Origin of the sequence: Trinickia terrae (assembly GCF_005144415.1) — a bacterium.
GTDB classification, from domain to species: domain Bacteria; phylum Pseudomonadota; class Gammaproteobacteria; order Burkholderiales; family Burkholderiaceae; genus Trinickia_A; species Trinickia_A terrae.
The window spans coordinates 220751-236496 of sequence record NZ_SWJE01000001.1; the positions used below are offsets into that span (position 1 = coordinate 220751).

The 15746-nt window shown below is 65.8% G+C and carries 15 protein-coding genes; 2 read left to right on the forward strand and 13 right to left on the reverse strand.

Annotation, left to right across the window (positions count from 1 at the left end):
- Positions 1–85: 85 nt before the first annotated feature.
- Complete coding sequence (locus FAZ69_RS00950; RefSeq protein WP_136892071.1) at positions 86–1546, forward strand: trypsin-like peptidase domain-containing protein; 1461 nt, start codon at positions 86–88, stop codon at positions 1544–1546.
- 34 nt (positions 1547–1580) lie between these two features.
- Here the strand turns inward: FAZ69_RS00950 and tolA are convergent, their stop codons facing one another.
- The 8 genes from tolA to FAZ69_RS00990 form a co-directional block, all read right to left on the reverse strand.
- Positions 1581–2342 carry a cell envelope integrity protein TolA gene (gene tolA / locus FAZ69_RS00955; protein ID WP_136892072.1) on the reverse strand — a complete coding sequence of 254 codons (762 nt, stop codon included), beginning with the start codon at positions 2340–2342 and terminating at the stop codon, positions 1581–1583.
- A 207-nt stretch (positions 2343–2549) separates the two neighbouring features.
- The gene (locus FAZ69_RS00960; RefSeq protein ID WP_136892073.1) at positions 2550–3596 is read right to left on the reverse strand and encodes an ABC transporter substrate-binding protein; all 1047 of its coding nucleotides are present in this window, start codon (positions 3594–3596) and stop codon (positions 2550–2552) included.
- Complete coding sequence (locus FAZ69_RS00965; RefSeq protein ID WP_136892074.1) at positions 3593–4741, reverse strand: NAD(P)/FAD-dependent oxidoreductase; 1149 nt, start codon at positions 4739–4741, stop codon at positions 3593–3595. The genes FAZ69_RS00960 and FAZ69_RS00965 overlap by 4 nt, the downstream gene beginning before the upstream one ends.
- Positions 4734–6167: an FAD/NAD(P)-dependent oxidoreductase gene (locus FAZ69_RS00970; RefSeq protein WP_136892075.1), complete on the reverse strand. Its 1434-nt coding sequence runs from the start codon at positions 6165–6167 to the stop codon at positions 4734–4736. The genes FAZ69_RS00965 and FAZ69_RS00970 overlap by 8 nt, the downstream gene beginning before the upstream one ends.
- Entirely contained in the window at positions 6164–6550 is a 387-nt protein-coding gene (locus FAZ69_RS00975) for a (2Fe-2S)-binding protein (RefSeq protein ID WP_136892076.1), read from the reverse strand. The genes FAZ69_RS00970 and FAZ69_RS00975 overlap by 4 nt, the downstream gene beginning before the upstream one ends.
- A gap of 5 nt (positions 6551–6555) precedes the next feature.
- Positions 6556–7350 carry an ABC transporter permease gene (locus tag FAZ69_RS00980; protein ID WP_136892077.1) on the reverse strand — a complete coding sequence of 265 codons (795 nt, stop codon included), beginning with the start codon at positions 7348–7350 and terminating at the stop codon, positions 6556–6558.
- The gene (locus tag FAZ69_RS00985; RefSeq protein ID WP_136892078.1) at positions 7347–8336 is read right to left on the reverse strand and encodes an ABC transporter permease; all 990 of its coding nucleotides are present in this window, start codon (positions 8334–8336) and stop codon (positions 7347–7349) included. The genes FAZ69_RS00980 and FAZ69_RS00985 overlap by 4 nt, the downstream gene beginning before the upstream one ends.
- Positions 8337–9419 (reverse strand): ABC transporter ATP-binding protein, encoded by a 1083-nt coding sequence (locus FAZ69_RS00990; RefSeq protein WP_136892079.1) that lies wholly within the window; start codon positions 9417–9419, stop codon positions 8337–8339.
- Between the two features lie 294 nt (positions 9420–9713).
- Here FAZ69_RS00990 and FAZ69_RS01000 point away from each other — a divergent pair, with 294 nt between their 5' ends.
- The gene (locus FAZ69_RS01000; RefSeq protein WP_136892081.1) at positions 9714–10607 is read left to right on the forward strand and encodes an IclR family transcriptional regulator; all 894 of its coding nucleotides are present in this window, start codon (positions 9714–9716) and stop codon (positions 10605–10607) included.
- Positions 10608–10624: 17 nt separating this feature from the next.
- Here FAZ69_RS01000 and FAZ69_RS01005 read toward each other — a convergent pair whose 3' ends face one another.
- The 5 genes from FAZ69_RS01005 to benB all read right to left on the reverse strand — a co-directional run bounded on the left by FAZ69_RS01005 (position 10625) and on the right by benB (position 15733).
- Complete coding sequence (locus FAZ69_RS01005; RefSeq protein ID WP_255451489.1) at positions 10625–11566, reverse strand: substrate-binding domain-containing protein; 942 nt, start codon at positions 11564–11566, stop codon at positions 10625–10627.
- 211 nt (positions 11567–11777) lie between these two features.
- Entirely contained in the window at positions 11778–13139 is a 1362-nt protein-coding gene (locus tag FAZ69_RS01010) for an MFS transporter (protein ID WP_136892082.1), read from the reverse strand.
- 258 nt (positions 13140–13397) lie between these two features.
- Positions 13398–14183, reverse strand: a complete 786-nt coding sequence (locus tag FAZ69_RS01015) for a 1,6-dihydroxycyclohexa-2,4-diene-1-carboxylate dehydrogenase (RefSeq protein WP_136892486.1) — start codon at positions 14181–14183, stop codon at positions 13398–13400.
- A 5-nt stretch (positions 14184–14188) separates the two neighbouring features.
- On the reverse strand, positions 14189–15220 hold the full coding sequence (gene benC, locus FAZ69_RS01020; RefSeq protein ID WP_136892083.1) for a benzoate 1,2-dioxygenase electron transfer component BenC: 1032 nt from the start codon (positions 15218–15220) through the stop codon (positions 14189–14191).
- A 21-nt stretch (positions 15221–15241) separates the two neighbouring features.
- The gene (gene benB / locus FAZ69_RS01025) at positions 15242–15733 is read right to left on the reverse strand and encodes a benzoate 1,2-dioxygenase small subunit (protein WP_136892084.1); all 492 of its coding nucleotides are present in this window, start codon (positions 15731–15733) and stop codon (positions 15242–15244) included.
- Positions 15734–15746 lie beyond the last annotated feature (13 nt).

The window sequence follows — 15746 nt, forward strand, 5'->3', positions numbered from 1 at the left end:
ATGTGCATAATGTGATTTAGCGTGCTAGTTGCCTGACTTTAACGACGCAAAGCCGCAGCTATCACGACCCTCCTGGAGGGGCGCCATGCTCCATCCGACTTTTGCCCGGACGTTCCGTCGCGCTGCCGCGCTAGCTGTCTTTCTTGGTTGCTGTTTGAGCCTGCAGCCCATCGCGATCGCTGCCGGCGCCGCGCCGGCGCCGGCGAAAGCGGTGGGGATTGCGCCAGCCAATGCGGCGGCGCTGCTCGACTTCCCCACCATCGTCGAGCGATACGGGCCCGCCGTCGTCAATATCAGCGCGACCGATAAAGAACCGCAAACATCGGTGCCGCCTCCCAAAGGTCTCGCCCCTAACGATCCCTTCTCCGGGTTTTTCAAGTGGGCGGTGCCGCAAGCGTCGGATGCGCAAGGCAACCCGCCACGCGCCATTTCCGGGACCGGCTCGGGTTTCATCGTCAGCCCCGACGGCATGATTCTGACCACGGCACATGTGGTCGATGGCGCGGATCAAGTCACCGTCCGTCTGACCGACCAACGCGAATTCAAGGCGAAGGTCCTGGCAGTCGATGCCCAGAGCGACGTTGCGGTCATCCAGATCGCCGCCACCAAGCTTCCGACTGTCAAACTTGGCGACTCGTCGCGGGTGCGGGTCGGCGAACCGGTCGTCACGATCGGCGCGCCTTACGGCTTTGAAAACACCGTGACCGCCGGCATCGTCAGCGCGACCGGCCGTACGCTGCCGGACGGCAGCACGTTTTCCTTTCTTCAAACCGATGTGTCCGTGAATCCCGACAACTCGGGCGGCCCCGTCTTCAATCGCGCGGGCGAAGTGGTCGGCATCGACGTGCAGATCTACGCGGACACGGAGCGGTACCAGAGCCTGACCTTCGCCATTCCGATCAACCTGGCGAACGAGGTGCGAGCGAGGTTCCAACCGCAGCCCAACGTGGCGCCTGGCGGGCTCGGCATCGACGTGCAGGATGTCGGCCCTGGGTTGTCGGCGGCACTGGGCCTGCCGCGCGCGGCGGGCGTACTGGTCAATTCCGTCGGACCCGGCACGCCCGCGGCGGCGAGCGGCCTCAGGCCGGGCGACGTCATCGTGCAGATCGGCGACAAGACGATCGATCGGTCCGCTGAGCTGGTCGCGTATGTTGCCCGTCTGGCGCCCGGAACGAACACCACGATCAAGCTGATCCGCAATCGAAAAGCGGTGACGATCAACGTCACGTTCAGCGGGGCCACCGAAAACGTGGAGGCTCGTCAAACCGAAGCGGGCGCAGGGGATCGCCTCGGCCTGACGATGCATCCTTTGAGTGAAGACGAGCGGCGCACGAGCGGGCTCCCCGTGGGATTGATGGTGGATCAGGTTGCGGGACCCGCGGCAAACGCCGGTATCCAGCCCGGCGATATCGTCGTGTCTCTCAACGACACGTTGGTCGAGTCCCAGGAGCAAGCGGCGTCGTTGGAAACGAAGGCTGGAAAAACGATCGCCGTGCTGATCCAGCGCAACAACGTGCGTCACTTTGTGTCCGTCAAGCTCAAATGAACGGCTATTTCTGGTTTGCGCCAGACGGCATCCCTCAACCCTTCGGTTGAAACGTCACGACAAAGCTTGCCGGCGTGGCGCCGTTGACATCGCTTGGCATCGGGTCCGACTTTTCGACCGCGGCCAGCACGGCACGGTCCCACCGCGGATTTCCGCTCGGACGCTGCAACTTTACGCTGAGCAGCGCCCCGCTGGGGGTGCACGTGACGGCGATTACCGCAGACGGATTGCCCTGAATGTTGAACGGTGCGACGACGTTGGCGCGCACCCAACGCGCCACCTTCACCGCATATTCCGGCGACGCGACAACGCCGCTCTCCGGCAGAGGTTTGCCGGCCAGGGCCTGCATCGCGGCGAGCCGCGCTTCGCGCTCCCGGTCTGCCGACTCGTCTGCTTGCGGTGCGATAGTCATCTCGTCTACCGGAGCCGTCTTGGGTGCCGCGACTGCGCGGGCGATCCGCAAGGCTGGCGAATGCAGATGCTGAGGCTTGACGGTGTTGCTGCGATGCCGCGCAACGGCTACAGATTCGTTCGCTGCGAGGGATTGGGCAGACGCTGTCGGAGCGCGTGGCGTCCACGGCTGGTTGGCGCCGCGCATGACCGAAGAGGTCAACGGCAAAGATACGACGTGTCCAGCGACCATCGTATTCGGGCCGGTGCAGGCGTTTCGCGGCCCCTGTAAGCCGGAAAGCAGCAACGCCACCAGCACGACGTGCACGCCCGCCGCCAGCACAAATGCAGGCCACAGGCCGCGCTCGCGCGGCGGCCTGAACTGCAGGCTGGATTTCGTGCTCATGGCTGTTGGCGCCGGCCCGCACGCCCAGTGAGAGCGCGGCGAACCGGTGCGGCGGACGCTACTGTTTTCAGTTTAGTCCGATTGCGGAACGCAATGTTCAGGAAGGGCGCACCCGTCGCATGATGTCGTGACGGCAACTTCTGCATGGAGTGCAGGTAATAGGAGGTTCAAATCCTCTCGCCCCGACCGGGAAAGTCGAGCAGCGCCTTACTTTTCGATCTCCCGGTTCCAGCGCGCATCCCACTGCGCTCGGTGAGCATTGATCGCGCTCCAGTCGAGCATCGTCGCCGTGCGCGTCATGCTGTCGACGTTCCCGAGACTCTGCTGCATCGCCGCCGGCATTTTGGCAAGCTTGTTGGTCGGGATCTGCTTGCCGGCTTCGGCGGCCTTCTCCTGCGCGGGCGCGGACAGCAGGTACTGCGCGAGCTTCTGCGCAAGCTGCGGATCTGGATTGTTCGTGACGACGCACAGGTCGACGAGCAGCAGCACCGCTCCTTCCTTCGGATTCGCCCATGCGACCGGGATGCCCTTGTCCTGCAGATCGGCGACAGCGGTCGGCGTCAGCGGGAACAGACCCGCTTCGCCGGTCTGGACCATCTCGGAGATCTTCGCCGAATTCGGAATGTATTCGACGACGTTCGGCCCGACCGTGCTCGCCCACTTGCCGAAGCCGGGCTCGACGTTCTGCTCGTTGCCGCCCAACAGGCGGTTGATCGCGAGGAACCCGTGCAGCCCGAACGTGCTGCTCGACGCGGACTGGAACACCACTTTGCCTTTGTACTTCGGATCGGCGAAGTCCATCCACGAGGCCGGCGGCGCCCAGCTCTTTTCGGCGAACAGCTTTTTGTTATATGCGATGCCGGTCATGCCGAGCTGCACGCCCGCGCCGACGTCATCCTTCATCCGAGCGAATGGATACAGCTCCTTCAGCACCGGCGAATCGTCGAGCTTCTGACAGATCCCCAGGCTCACCGCGCGCGCCATGACACCGTCGTCGAGAAACGCCACGTGGATCTGCGGCTTGTCGCGGTTCGCGATCAGCTTCGCGAGCACGTCCGATGACGTGCCTGGCACGACGACGACCTTCGCGCCGGTCTGCTTCTCGAAGTCAGGCAGCACCTGGCTCGTATAGGCCTTCTCCATCGGCCCGCCGTTCATGCCGATGTAGATCGTCTTCGTTTGCGCGCTCGCCGGTACGGATACGGTGGCGATGCAGAGTGCGGCCATGGCCGCGATCGTTCCGAGCAGTTTCATCGAAAGGTCTCCTCAGGGGGGTAAACGGATGGGACGCGATGCATCGCGAACCGGTCGATCGCGAACGCGTCGAGCGGCGTATCGGTCGCGCCGTTCGTGACGAGATCCGCGAGCGCGTCCCCGACGCCCGGCGCGATCATGAAGCCCGCGCCGGAAAAGCCGAATGCATGCAGCAAACGCGGCGTTGTGCGGCTCGCACCGATGACCGGATTGTGATCGGACGTACAGCCCTCGACGCCGCTCCACGTTCGGATCACGAGCGCATCGCGCAGCGCGGGCAGCAACGCGCAGGCGTCACGCATCACCGTACGCGTGGTATCGACCGACGGTTGACCGAACTCGCTGTCGCCGCGGCCGCGTCCGCCGCCGATCACGCAGTTGCCGCGCGCGACCTGCCGTGCGTAGATGCCGCCGCCATAGACGCCAAGGTTGTGCACGATGAGGGGCGGCATGGGCTCGGTCACCCACATGTTCGGGTAGATCGCTTCCATCGGCGCCGATTCGCCAAACTGCTTCGCGATGTGGTTCGCCCACGCACCCGCTGCGTTGATGAGCCACGTCGCGCGGATCCGCCGGCCGGCAGCGCGCAGCTCGAAGCCTGCGCCGTCATGCACGGCTTCGTCGACCGCGGTGTGCTCGAACACGTCGGCGCCCGCCGCGCGGGCCGCGCGTGCAAACGCCGGCGACACGAGACGCGGATTCGCGTGACCGTCGTTCGCACACAGCGAACCGCCGAGCGCCGCCGGGCCGAGCCACGGATAGCGGCGGCGGAATGCGTCGCCCGACATCACCTGCAACGGCAGCCCATGCTCGCCGGCGAGCTTCGCGTAGGCGTCGAGCGCGTCGAGATCAGCGTCGCTGCGCGCGAGCCGCAGATGGCCGGACGCGACGAATTCGCCGTCGATGCCGACCAGTTCCGGCAGACGGTCCCAGATGCGTCGGGCGCGCAACGCGAGCGGCAGTTGCTCGACCGGCCGCCCTTGGCAGCGCACGCCGCCGTAGTTCACGCCGCTGGCCTGCGCGCCGCAGTCGCGCCGCTCGAACAGACCGACCGAAAGCCCGCGCCGTGCGAGCGCAAGCGCAGCCGATGAGCCGACCAGTCCTCCGCCGACGATCGCGACGTCGTAGCAGAGAAGCTCACTCATCGCGCGCCTCCTCCGGAATCGCGCCGATGTCATCGCCTGCGAGCACGGCCGTGATCGGGATCGGCTTCACTGGCGGCTGCACGCGCAACCGGCCGACGTCCGCGAGCGGACGCCCGGTTTCCGCAGCGAGCATCAGCGCGGCCGCATCGCCGCACATACGGCCCTGACAGCGCCCCATGCCGATGCGCGTGTGCGCCTTCAGCCGGTTCAGCTCCGACGCCGCGCCGCCGCGGATGCAGCGTCGCAGCGTACCGGCATCGACTTCCTCACAGCGACACACGATCGTGTCGTCCGGGCATTGCGTCAGCAACTGTACGGGCGGTGCGAATGCCGTTTCGAGTCCGGCGCGGAAGCCATTGATGCGTGCGAGCTTGCGCTCGAGCGCGGCGGCGCCTGGCTTGTCCGCGTGCGCGGGCAACGCAATACCCGCATCGTCGAGCAGCGCGAGCGCGGCGAGCCGCCCGGACGCCTCGGCGGCGTCGGCGCCAGCAATGCCTGCACCATCGCCCGCGACGTAGATGCCGCGCACCGTCGTGCGTCCGGCCGCATCGCGTTCCGGCAGCCATCCCCGAGTCAGCGGATCGAAGCGGAACCCGCACCCGGCCAGCTCGGCGAGTTGCGTCTCGGGGCGCAGCCCGAAGCCCAGGCCGACCGCATCGCAATCGATTGCGCGCTGCGGGGAGCCTGCGCGTTCGCCGCGCCATGCGAGCCCGGTCACGTGACGCTCGCCGAGCACGCGTTCCATCATCACGCCGGTTTCGATCAGGACACCATGCGCACGCAGCCAGCCGAGATACCAGAGTCCTTTCGCGAACGTCGAGGGCACGCGCATCAGCGCGGGCGTGGCGGCCGCTTGTCGGCGCAGCGGACTGGTATCGAGCACCGCGGCAACGTGTGCGCCAGCCTTCGCGTACTGGTATGCGACGAGGTACAGCAGCGGTCCCGTGCCGGCGAACACGATGCGCCGGCCGATCGCGCAACCCTGCGCCTTCAGCGCGACCTGCGCGCCGCCAAGCGAATAGACGCCGGCGAGCTCCCAGCCTGGCACGGGCAGCATCCGGTCGGTTGCGCCGCTTGCGATGATCAGGTGCGAGAACGGCAGCGCCATTTCGCGGCCGCCCTGCAGCATGTCGAGCCGGCCGGCGCCGCACGCCCACGCGAGCGTATTCGGCCGGTAGTCGATCCGGTCCAGCAAACCGGCCATCGTCCCGTGCACCGCTTGCGCCTTGCGCGCCTCGAAACCGTACAGCGTCGACTTGCCGCGCGCGAAGCCGCGGTCCGCAGGAGGCTGCCGATAGATCTGGCCGCCCCACCGCGCGTTCTCGTCGATCACGACCGGGTGCAGCCCTGCGTCGACGAGCGCTTGCGCCGCGCGTACGCCGGCAGGGCCTGCACCCACGATGACCGGTTGCACGGCGTGGTTCATCGCGCCCCCCCGTCCTGTGCCGCCGGCGCGCCCGTGACGATCCGCATGCCCGGCTCGAGCGGCGTCGAACAGGCGCGTATCCGTGCCCCGGCTTCCGTGCGCAACCAGCAGTCCTGGCATGCGCCGATCAGGCAGAAGCCCGCGCGCGGAAGACCGCTGAATTCGCTCGTCCGCACGCGCCGCTGTACGAGAAGGATGGCGGTGAGCACCGTGTCGCCTGCCAGCGCACGCGCAGGACGGCCGTCGAGCACGAATTCGACCGCTTTGCGTTCGCATTCGGCGACGCGCACGAACTGGGGGCCATCATCTGCCGGATCGGCAGCGGTGGCGAAGCGGGTCGCCGGAATGCGTTCGGCCGGATCGTGAGGAAAGGTACTTGACATAGTCGTCATTGGGGACCGGTCAGAATGCGATTGAGACCGTACACGCGATCGAGCAGCAGCATCGCGGCGGCGGTGATGAAGATGACAAGCGCCGATACCGACGCCATCATCGGGTCGATCGATTCGGTCGCGTACATGTACATCCGTACGGGCAGCGTCACCGTCTGCGGCGACGTGATGAAGATCGACATCGTCAGCTCATCGAAGCTGTTGATGAACGCGAGCAGCCATCCGCCCGTGATGCCGGGCAGGATCATCGGCAGCGTGACGCGGCGAAACGTGGTCCAGGGATCGGCGCCGAGAGAGCACGCGGCCTGCTCGACGCTGCGGTCGAGCCCGGCGGCCGAGGCGAGCACGAGCCGCATCACGAATGGCGTGACGACGATCATGTGCGCCAGCAGGAGCCATGCGAACGAGCCCGTCGCACCGATCAGCGCGAAGAAGCGCAGCAGCGCGATGCCGAGCACGAGGCCGGGGATCACGAGCGGCGACAGCAGCAGGCCATTCAGGAACGCGCGCCCCGGGAACCGCGCGCGGCCGATCGCGAGACCAGCAGGCAGCGCGATCGCAAGCGACAGCGTCGCCGATGCCAACGCGAGCTTCACGCTGTTGATGAATGCGGTCACGAAGTCCGGGTAGTCGAGGATCGCGCGGAACCAGCGCAGCGACACGCCGTGCGTCGGCAGCGTCAGCGTTTCGCCGGGCGTGAACGCGACGAGCACGACGATGGCGAGCGGCGCGAGCACGAACGCCATGACGAGCGTATGGAAGGCGAGGGCGAAGGGACCGTTTTTTCTCATCGCGCGGCACCTCCGATGCTGCGCGCGTAGCGGCGTTCGAGCACCCGGTAGTAGGTGAGCATCACGACCAGGTTGGCGACGAGCAGCAGCACCGCGATCGTCGCGCCGAGCGGCCAGTTCAGCGAGCTGAGGAATTCGTCGTAGACGGCGGTCGCGGCAACTTTCAGGCGACGGCCGCCGAGCAGGCCCGGAATCGCGAACGCGCTCGCCGACAGCCCGAACACCATCAGGCTGCCCGACAGGATGCCGGGCACGAGCTGCGGTAGAACGATGCGACGCAGCATGGTCGCGGGCGATGCGCCGAGCGAGAGGGCCGCATGCTCGGTCTGCGGATCGAGCCGCTGCAATGCCGTCCAGACCGGGATCACCATGAACGGCAGCATCACGTGCACGAGCGCGATCACGATCGCAAAGGTCGTGTATTCGAGCTTGTAGGGACCCAGACCGGCAAGGCCGAGCAACCGGTTCACGAGGCCGTTCGTATTCAGCAACATGCTCCAGCCGAACGCGCGCACGACCACCGATACCAGCAGCGGCGCGAGGATCGCGAGCAGGAACAGCGAGCGCCACGGATCGCGCATCCGCGCGAGTACGTACGCCTCGGGCGTGCCGATCGCGACGCAGATTGCGGTCGTCAACGCCGCGATGCCGAACGTGCGCGCGAAGATCGTGTGGAAATACGACGAGCCGAGCACTTCCGCATAGTTGCCGAACTGGAACGCCGCGAGCGGCCCGACGCCCGGATCGAAGCGATAGAACGTCAGTGCGAGCGTCATCGCGAGCGGCACGAGCACGAGCGCCGCGAACAATGCGAAGGCAGGTGCGCACATCAGCCACAGCGGCGCATACGCGGACCACCCGGCGCGCACGGATGCACGCGGCGCGGCGCGGCGCGCGCCGGGGGCGTACCCGATGCCGGTCGCGCCGGGGTGGCCGAGGCTCGCCGACGCGCCTTCGGGCGGTAGCGGCTGCTGGGGACGTTCCATCTATGCCTCCCGGCGCATCATGCGCACCGCGTCGCTGTGCCAGTCGACGCCGACCGGCGCACCTTCCGCAAGCGGTTCCACACCCTCGTTCTGACAGCACACGAGCACTTCGCCCAGCACGCTGTCGACGCAGTACAGCCACTGGCTGCCGAGGAAGTAGCGGCTCGTGACGGTCGCGGCGAGGCGCCCCGCGCCCGGCGCGCAAAGGCGCAGCTTTTCCGGGCGGATGCACAGCGACACGCGATCGCCGATCCGCACCTGGCGCAGGTCCGGGCTCAGGTGCGCGGTGCGCCCGGTTTCGGAGAGATCGTGGCCGAGGTCGATGCGGATCGTGTCGCCATCGTGCGCGGCGACCGTTCCCGGCATCAGGTTCGCCTTGCCGATGAACTGCGACACGAAGTGGTTCTCGGGGCGCTCGTACGCGCGATACGGCGTGTCGATCTGCGTGATGCGGCCCGCTTCCATCACGACGACCCGATCGCTGATCGACAGCGCTTCCGACTGGTCGTGCGTGACCATGATCGTCGTGGTGCCGATCTTGCGCTGGATCGTGCGCAGTTCGAATTGCATGTCTTCGCGCAGCTTCGCGTCGAGGTTCGACATCGGCTCGTCGAGCAGCAGCACCGGCGGCTCGATCACGAGCGCACGGGCGAGCGCGACACGCTGCCGCTGCCCGCCAGACAGCTCGCGCGGAAAGCGGTGCGCGAGCGCATCGAGCCGGACGAGCGACAGCGCCGCGCGAATCCGCTCTGCGCGTTCGGCCTTGTCGACGCCGCGCATGTCGAGTCCGAAGCCGACGTTCTCCGCGACGCTCATGTGCGGGAACAGCGCGTAGCTCTGGAACACGATGCCGAGACCCCGATGGTTCGGTTTCATCCGCGTGAGGTCCTGGCCGTCGAGCGCAATGCGCCCGCGCGTGACCTCGACGAAGCCTGCGATCATCTGCAGCGTGGTGGTTTTGCCGCAGCCCGAAGGCCCGAGCAACGACACGAATTCGCCCTTTTCGACGGATAGGTTGACGTCCTCGACGGCGACGAGGTCGCCGAACGATTTCGTCAAATCCGTCAGCGTGAGAAACGGCATGGTTGCCCCCAGAGTCCGTGCGTAGCCGGGTCGGCTCGGCATTGATGCGGACTCTAGCCAGCCATATTTCGGGGCGTCAATTTCAAATTCTGGTGATCGAGATAGATTTCATTAAAATTCCGATCAACGGAACAAAACGATGGAGCCGCGATGAACCGTTCTACTGAGCGATGGGCGGCGAACCTGGAACAGCGCGCGTCAATCCCGTGAACACCCGGATGCACGAGGAATTTCGGCGGGCAGAGAATCGAGAATAAAGTATTCGGTTCAATGAAATCGCCAAGGAGATCCGGCATGCACCTCCCACGCTCACCTGGCGCGCCGGCCGCCGGGAGCCGACCTTCCGGAACAGCCGACGAACCGGCGGGTAACCCGGGCACCGGGATGCTCGAACGCGCGTTCGCGATCCTGCGCGTGCTCGCCGGCGAGCAGCAGCACGGCGTGCGCGTCACCCATCTTGCGAAGATGGTCGGGCTCACGCAGGGCACCGTGCACCGGATCCTGCAATCGCTCGTCGTGGAAGGGATGGTCGAACAGGACGAGCATTCGAAGCTGTACCGGCTGAGTGTCGACTTCTTCGCGCTCGCGGCGCAGGCCGGCAATCCGGGCAGCATGCGCACGTTGTGCCGTCCCGCGCTGCTGCGGCTCTGCGCGAGCCTCGGTGAAACGATCTTCCTGCTCGTCAAGAGCGGCTTTGACGCGGTCTGCCTCGATCTCTGCGAAGGGCCGTTTCCGATTCGCTCGTTCACCGGCGACATCGGCGGCCGGGTCGCACTCGGCATCGGGCAGGGCAGCCTCGCGATCCTCGCGTTCCTGCCGGAAGCCGAGCGCGAGGAGATCATCCGCTTCAACGTGCCGCGAATACGCGGTTTCGGCGTGCTCGACGAGGTGTATCTGCGGACCGAGATCACGCGCGTGCGCGAACTCGGCTATGCCTCCCGCAGCAACGGCGTCTCCGACGGGATGGCGGGCGTTGCGGTGCCCATCTTCGACCGCACCGGTTGCGCGGTCGGCGCGCTGAGCGTCGGCACGCTCGAGTCGCGGCTCGGCGACGACCGTCTGCCGATGATCGTCGAACTGCTGCGGCGACAGGCCGACGCGATCGGCCCGCGCACCAATCCGTTCGACGCCGCGCTGCGGCGGCCGCTGCGCGGACTCGCCGGTACACGGAACCAGGCGATCTCGTAGGAACGCTTGATGACGGATCAGGGATTGTAGTTGGCGATCACGGCCCGGATCGCAGGCTCGTTCATATTGCCTTGCGTCACCGTGACGACATCGACGTACTGATCCGGCGGCGCGGGGCGATGGCGCAGGGTCGAGACCAAGGTCTCGACTGCCAGATAGCCCATTCGGTACGGGTCCTGCACGACGTCGGCGTACAGCGAACCGCCCTTGAGCGCGTCCAGAAACTCCGGCCTCCAGTCGAACACCACCAGACGGGGCCGCCGCTCCGGCGGCATCGATTCGACGGCTTGCAACGCGCCGTACGCCGTCGTCTCGTTGGGCGCAAAGGCGGCATCGAGGTGTCCCTGGTAGCCGGCCAGCAGCTTGCGCGCGGTCTCTCCAGCCATCCGGAAATCGTAGCCGACGTAGGTATTGATCACGACATTCCAGCCGGCTTCCTGCGCGACGCTCAAGAAGCCGTTTTCGCGGGCCGTGGTCGAGGGGATGCTCGGCGCAAGCCTCAGGACAGCGACGGTCGAGCCTTTGTGCAAGATGTTCATGAGGCTGCGCGCCGCTGTCTTGCCCGCTTCGAAGTTATTCGTCTCGACGGTGGAGACCGACAGGTAGTCGTTGCTGCCGCGATCCACGAGGACCACCGGGACGGTGACGGAGACCGGTGTCTTCACGCCTTGCAGAGGCTCCGGCGCAAGCACGATGCCGGCCACGCCGCTCTTCACCAAGTAGTCGACCATCTGCAACTGCACGTTGGCTTGCGTGCCCAGCGATGCGCCGTCAGAGGGGCTGCGCATGATCAGGTCGACGTGCAGATCATCGGCGGCATGCCGGATGCCCTTCATCATCGATTGCCAGAAAACCAGAACCGACCCGGCCAACACGACGCCGACCGTCGTCGCGGATGCGGCGGGCGCCGCTCCGGTCAAAGCGGCAAAACACAAGACAGCTATGAAGATTCGACGCACGGATTACGACCTGCCACGGGATGAAAGTGGCCGATTATGCGCTTGCAGCGGCCCGACCCGGCGATCCGTCGAGACCGCGAGTCGGGCATGAGACCAAGCGCCCTTGTGGGCGAAAAGTCTTTGTCCCGGCCAGATGACAATGCATGAACCTTAGCAAGGACAAATGACCCGCGTAATCGGGTCTTCCCGCCCGCGCCTTTGCCCGTTCCCTTCAGCGTCTTACAGCATCTTCCCGGCGCACCCCCGCCATCAGCGCCAGCCCGCTGATCACGAGCAATCCGCCCAGCAGGTACACCGCAAGGTCCATGCTGCCGGTCGCCGTGCGAATCTGTCCGATCACCCAGGGGCTGACGATGCCGCTCGTGATGCCGATGCTGCTGATGAAGGCGATGCCGGCGGCGGCCGTGTTGCCCGGCAGGTAGCCGGGCGGCACCGACCAGAAGATCGGCAGGGCTGCGAAGATCAGCACCGAGGCGAGCGAGAGGATCGCGAGCATCGCCGGAAAGCTCGCAAGATGCAGCGTCAGCGCGGCAAGGGCCACGCCGCCGCCGATCGTGCAAAACGCGAAGTGCTTGCGGCGCTCGCCGGTGCGATCGGAATGGCGGGCGATCAGGATGAGCCCGATGGCCCCGACGGCATTGGGCACCACGGTGTAGAGGCTCACCGAGACGACATCCTTGATGCCGAAGTCGCGGATCATCAGCGGCATCCAGAAGTTCAGCGTCAGCGATGCGCACGTCAGCGAAAAATAGATGAACGAGAACAGGTAGACGCGCGGGTCGCGCAAGGCCACCAGCATGCCGTGTCCGTGATGGCCGGCGCCTGGCGTTTGACCCGGCGTTTGACCCTCTTCGCAGAGCGCCGCCACACGATCCTGCTGAGCCGGCGTCAGCCACGCCGCCTTGTGCGGCCGGTCGACGAGCGCGGTCAGCGCGACGATCGCCAGGATCACGGCCGGCGCGCCTTCGATCGCGAACATCCATTGCCAGCCGAAGAGACCGAGCACACCGCTCATGTCGCGCATGATCCAGCCCGAGAACAGGCCGCCGAGCACGCCGGCCAAAGCGACGCCCGCAAAGAATACCGACATCACCGCGGCGCGGCGATTGGCAGGGAACCAGTACGTCAGATAGAGCACGATGCCCGGAAAGAACCCGGCTTCGAATATGCCGAGCATGAAGCGAAGCGCGTAGAAGTGCGCGGGTTTCGTGACGAACATCATGCACATCGACGTGATGCCCCAGAGCAGCATGATCCGCGTGAAGGTGCGGCGCGCGCCGAATTTCGCCAGCAGGATATTGCTCGGCACTTCGCACAGCACGTAGCCGATGTAGAAGACGGCGGCGCCGAGGCCGTACATGGCGTCGCTGAATCCGAGGTCGTGCTTCATCTGCAGTTGCGCGAAGCCGATGTTGATCCGGTCGAGGAACGATACGACGTAGCAAAGAAAGAGGAACGGGATGATGCGCCAGGCGACTTTCTTGAAGAGGAAAAGGTCGTCGGCAACGTCGGTATGGCGGGCGATGTGTCCGGCGGCGGCCGGCTCTCCTCGGGCCGCGAGGGATTCTTGCATGTCTCACTCCTTGAAATAGCGCGCAGGGCATCTTTGCGCCCTTGGCGTGACTCGCCTGACGGATGCTGCGAACGGCGCGACTGCATATTCGAATCGGCGTCGTAATTTGTCAATGGCAAATCAATTTGCTAAACACTAACTCAGGGTAAACGACATTGCTGCCCCGCTTTTGCGGGTTCTCTTGCGCGTTATTCGACTGAGGAAAGGACGTTGGAAAAGGCCGCTTGACCGGACACATCGGGATGAGAACCGTCTGGCTTACCCCTGATCGCCGCCGCCGACCGGCAAGATGGTCCCGGTGATGTACGAGGCTTCGTCCGAAGCGAGGAACAGGATCGCGCCGACTTGCTCGTCGATCGTGCCGTACCGATGCATCAGGCTCGATGCGATCGTCTGGTCGACGATGCCTTGATACCAGGCCGCTTCCTGCTCGCTCTGCTTTTCCTGATTGCGCGGCACGCGGCGCGGCGGCGCTTCGGTGCCGCCCGTGGCGACCGCATTCACGCGGATGCCGTCCTCGGCATGCTCGAACGCGAGGCTCGCGGTCAGCGCGTTGACGCCGCCTTTGGAAGCCGCGTACGGCACGCGATAGATGCTGCGCGTGGCGATCGACGAGACGTTGACGATCGCGCCGCTGCGCCGCTCGATCATCGCGGGCAGCACGGCGCGGCAGCACCATAGCGCCGGAAAGAGCGAGCGCCTCACTTCGGCTTCGATCTGCGCTTCCTCGTATGCCTGGTACGGCTTGGCCCAGATGGTGCCGCCGACGTTGTTCACGAGCACGTCGATACGGCCGAACGCTTCGAGCGCGGCGCGCGTCATCTCGCATGCGCCGGCATAGGTTTCGAGGTCGGCGATCACGGCGAGGCTGCGCGCGCCCGTGCTCGAGATTTCGCCGGCGGCCTCGCGCACCCACTCGGAGCGGTCGCAGAGGACGACGGCCGCGCCCTCTGCCGCGGCGGCGCGCGCGACGCCGCGTCCGATGCCTTGGGCGGCGCCCGTCACGACGACGATTTTGTCTTGGAAGCGATGCGGGGTTCTCATGATCGTCACGCGGCGCTGCTGGCCGAGAATTTCTCGTAGTAGAAGTTCGCGGGCGTCACGCCTGTTTCGCGCAGCCAGCCTTGAACCGCTTCGACCATCGCGACGGGGCCGCACAGATAGATATCGACGTCGCCGCCATTGAGCCATGCGGGCTCGACGTGCCCGGTGACATAGCCCTTGCGCGGATGCGCGCTCGCCGCATCGGCGACACAGGTGCGGTACTCGAAATTCGCGAGCTTGCCTTGCGCCGCGTCGAGCTGGTCGACGGCGACGAGATCGTCATCGCGGGTCACGCCGTAGATCATCCTGACGGGCTGCCGTGGGCCGGCCTCATCGGCGTTATCGGCGAGCACGTCCAGCATGGAAAGGAACGGTGCGATGCCGGTGCCGCCGGCGAGAAACAGCATGGGGCGCACCGGCTCGCGCAAATAGAAGCTGCCGTAGGGACCGGCGAAGGCAATCCGCTCGCCGGCCTTGGCGTGCGCGCACAAGTATTGGCTCATGCGTCCGTTCGGCACGTTGCGCACGACGAACGACACGCGCGACGCGCCGGGCGGCGAGCTGAACGAATACGAGCGCGTGAGCTCGCTGCCCGGAATCTCGACGTTGACGTATTGGCCGGGCAGGAAGCCGAGCTTGGCGGGTTCGTCGACGTCGATCGAGAAGTGAATCGTCGAATCGGTCAATCGCTCGACCGCTGCGAGCGTGCCGCCGTGCCGCGATACGCCGGTCTTGCACGCCGCGGACGAAGCGGGCACGCGGATCACGCAGTCCGAGCGAGGACGCGTCTGGCACGCGAGAACGTGGCCCTGTGCGGCTTCGTCGGCGGTGAGGGCGTCCTCGATATAGCTCGATTCCGGCAAATCGTATTGACCCGATTCGCAGAAATTGCGGCACGTGCCGCACGCGCCGTCGCGGCAATCGAGCGGAATGTTGATCTGGTGACGATACGCGGCGTCCGCCAGCGTCTCGTTCTCGCGGCAGGAGATGAAGCGGGTGACCCCGTCTTCGAAGTGAAGGGCGATGCTGTGTTCCATGAGACTGCTCCTCGTCCCCGCTCAGATGTGGTAGACGTCGATGACCTGGTTGATGTAGTCGTTCTTCAGAACGACGTACTTGTTCAGGATCTGCGGCTTTTCGCCGGAAAAATCGATCACGTAGCGCGACATGCCGAAGTAGCTGTAGTTGGTCTTGTAGCGGTGGCTCAGCGTGTGCCAGTTGAAGCGGACGGTGCAGACGCCGTCCGCTTCGCTTTCGAGCTCGACGTTGGCGATGTTGTGGCTCGTGCGCGTGTCGGGCATGGTCGCGCTCGAGCGCTCGGTCTTGATGCGGAACACGCGGTCCTCGAGCCCCTGGCGGTTCGGGTAGTAGATCAGCGAGATCTCGCGCTGCGGGTCCGTGACGAGCTGGTCGCTATCGTCCCAGGATGGCATCCAGAACACCGCGTCGGGGTGGTAGCAGGCGAGCCATTCGTCCCATCGCTCGTCGTCGAGCAGCCGGCTTTCGCGGTAGAGGAACGCCTGGATATCGGCGAGCGTGATGGTTTTCATGTTTGACTCCTGT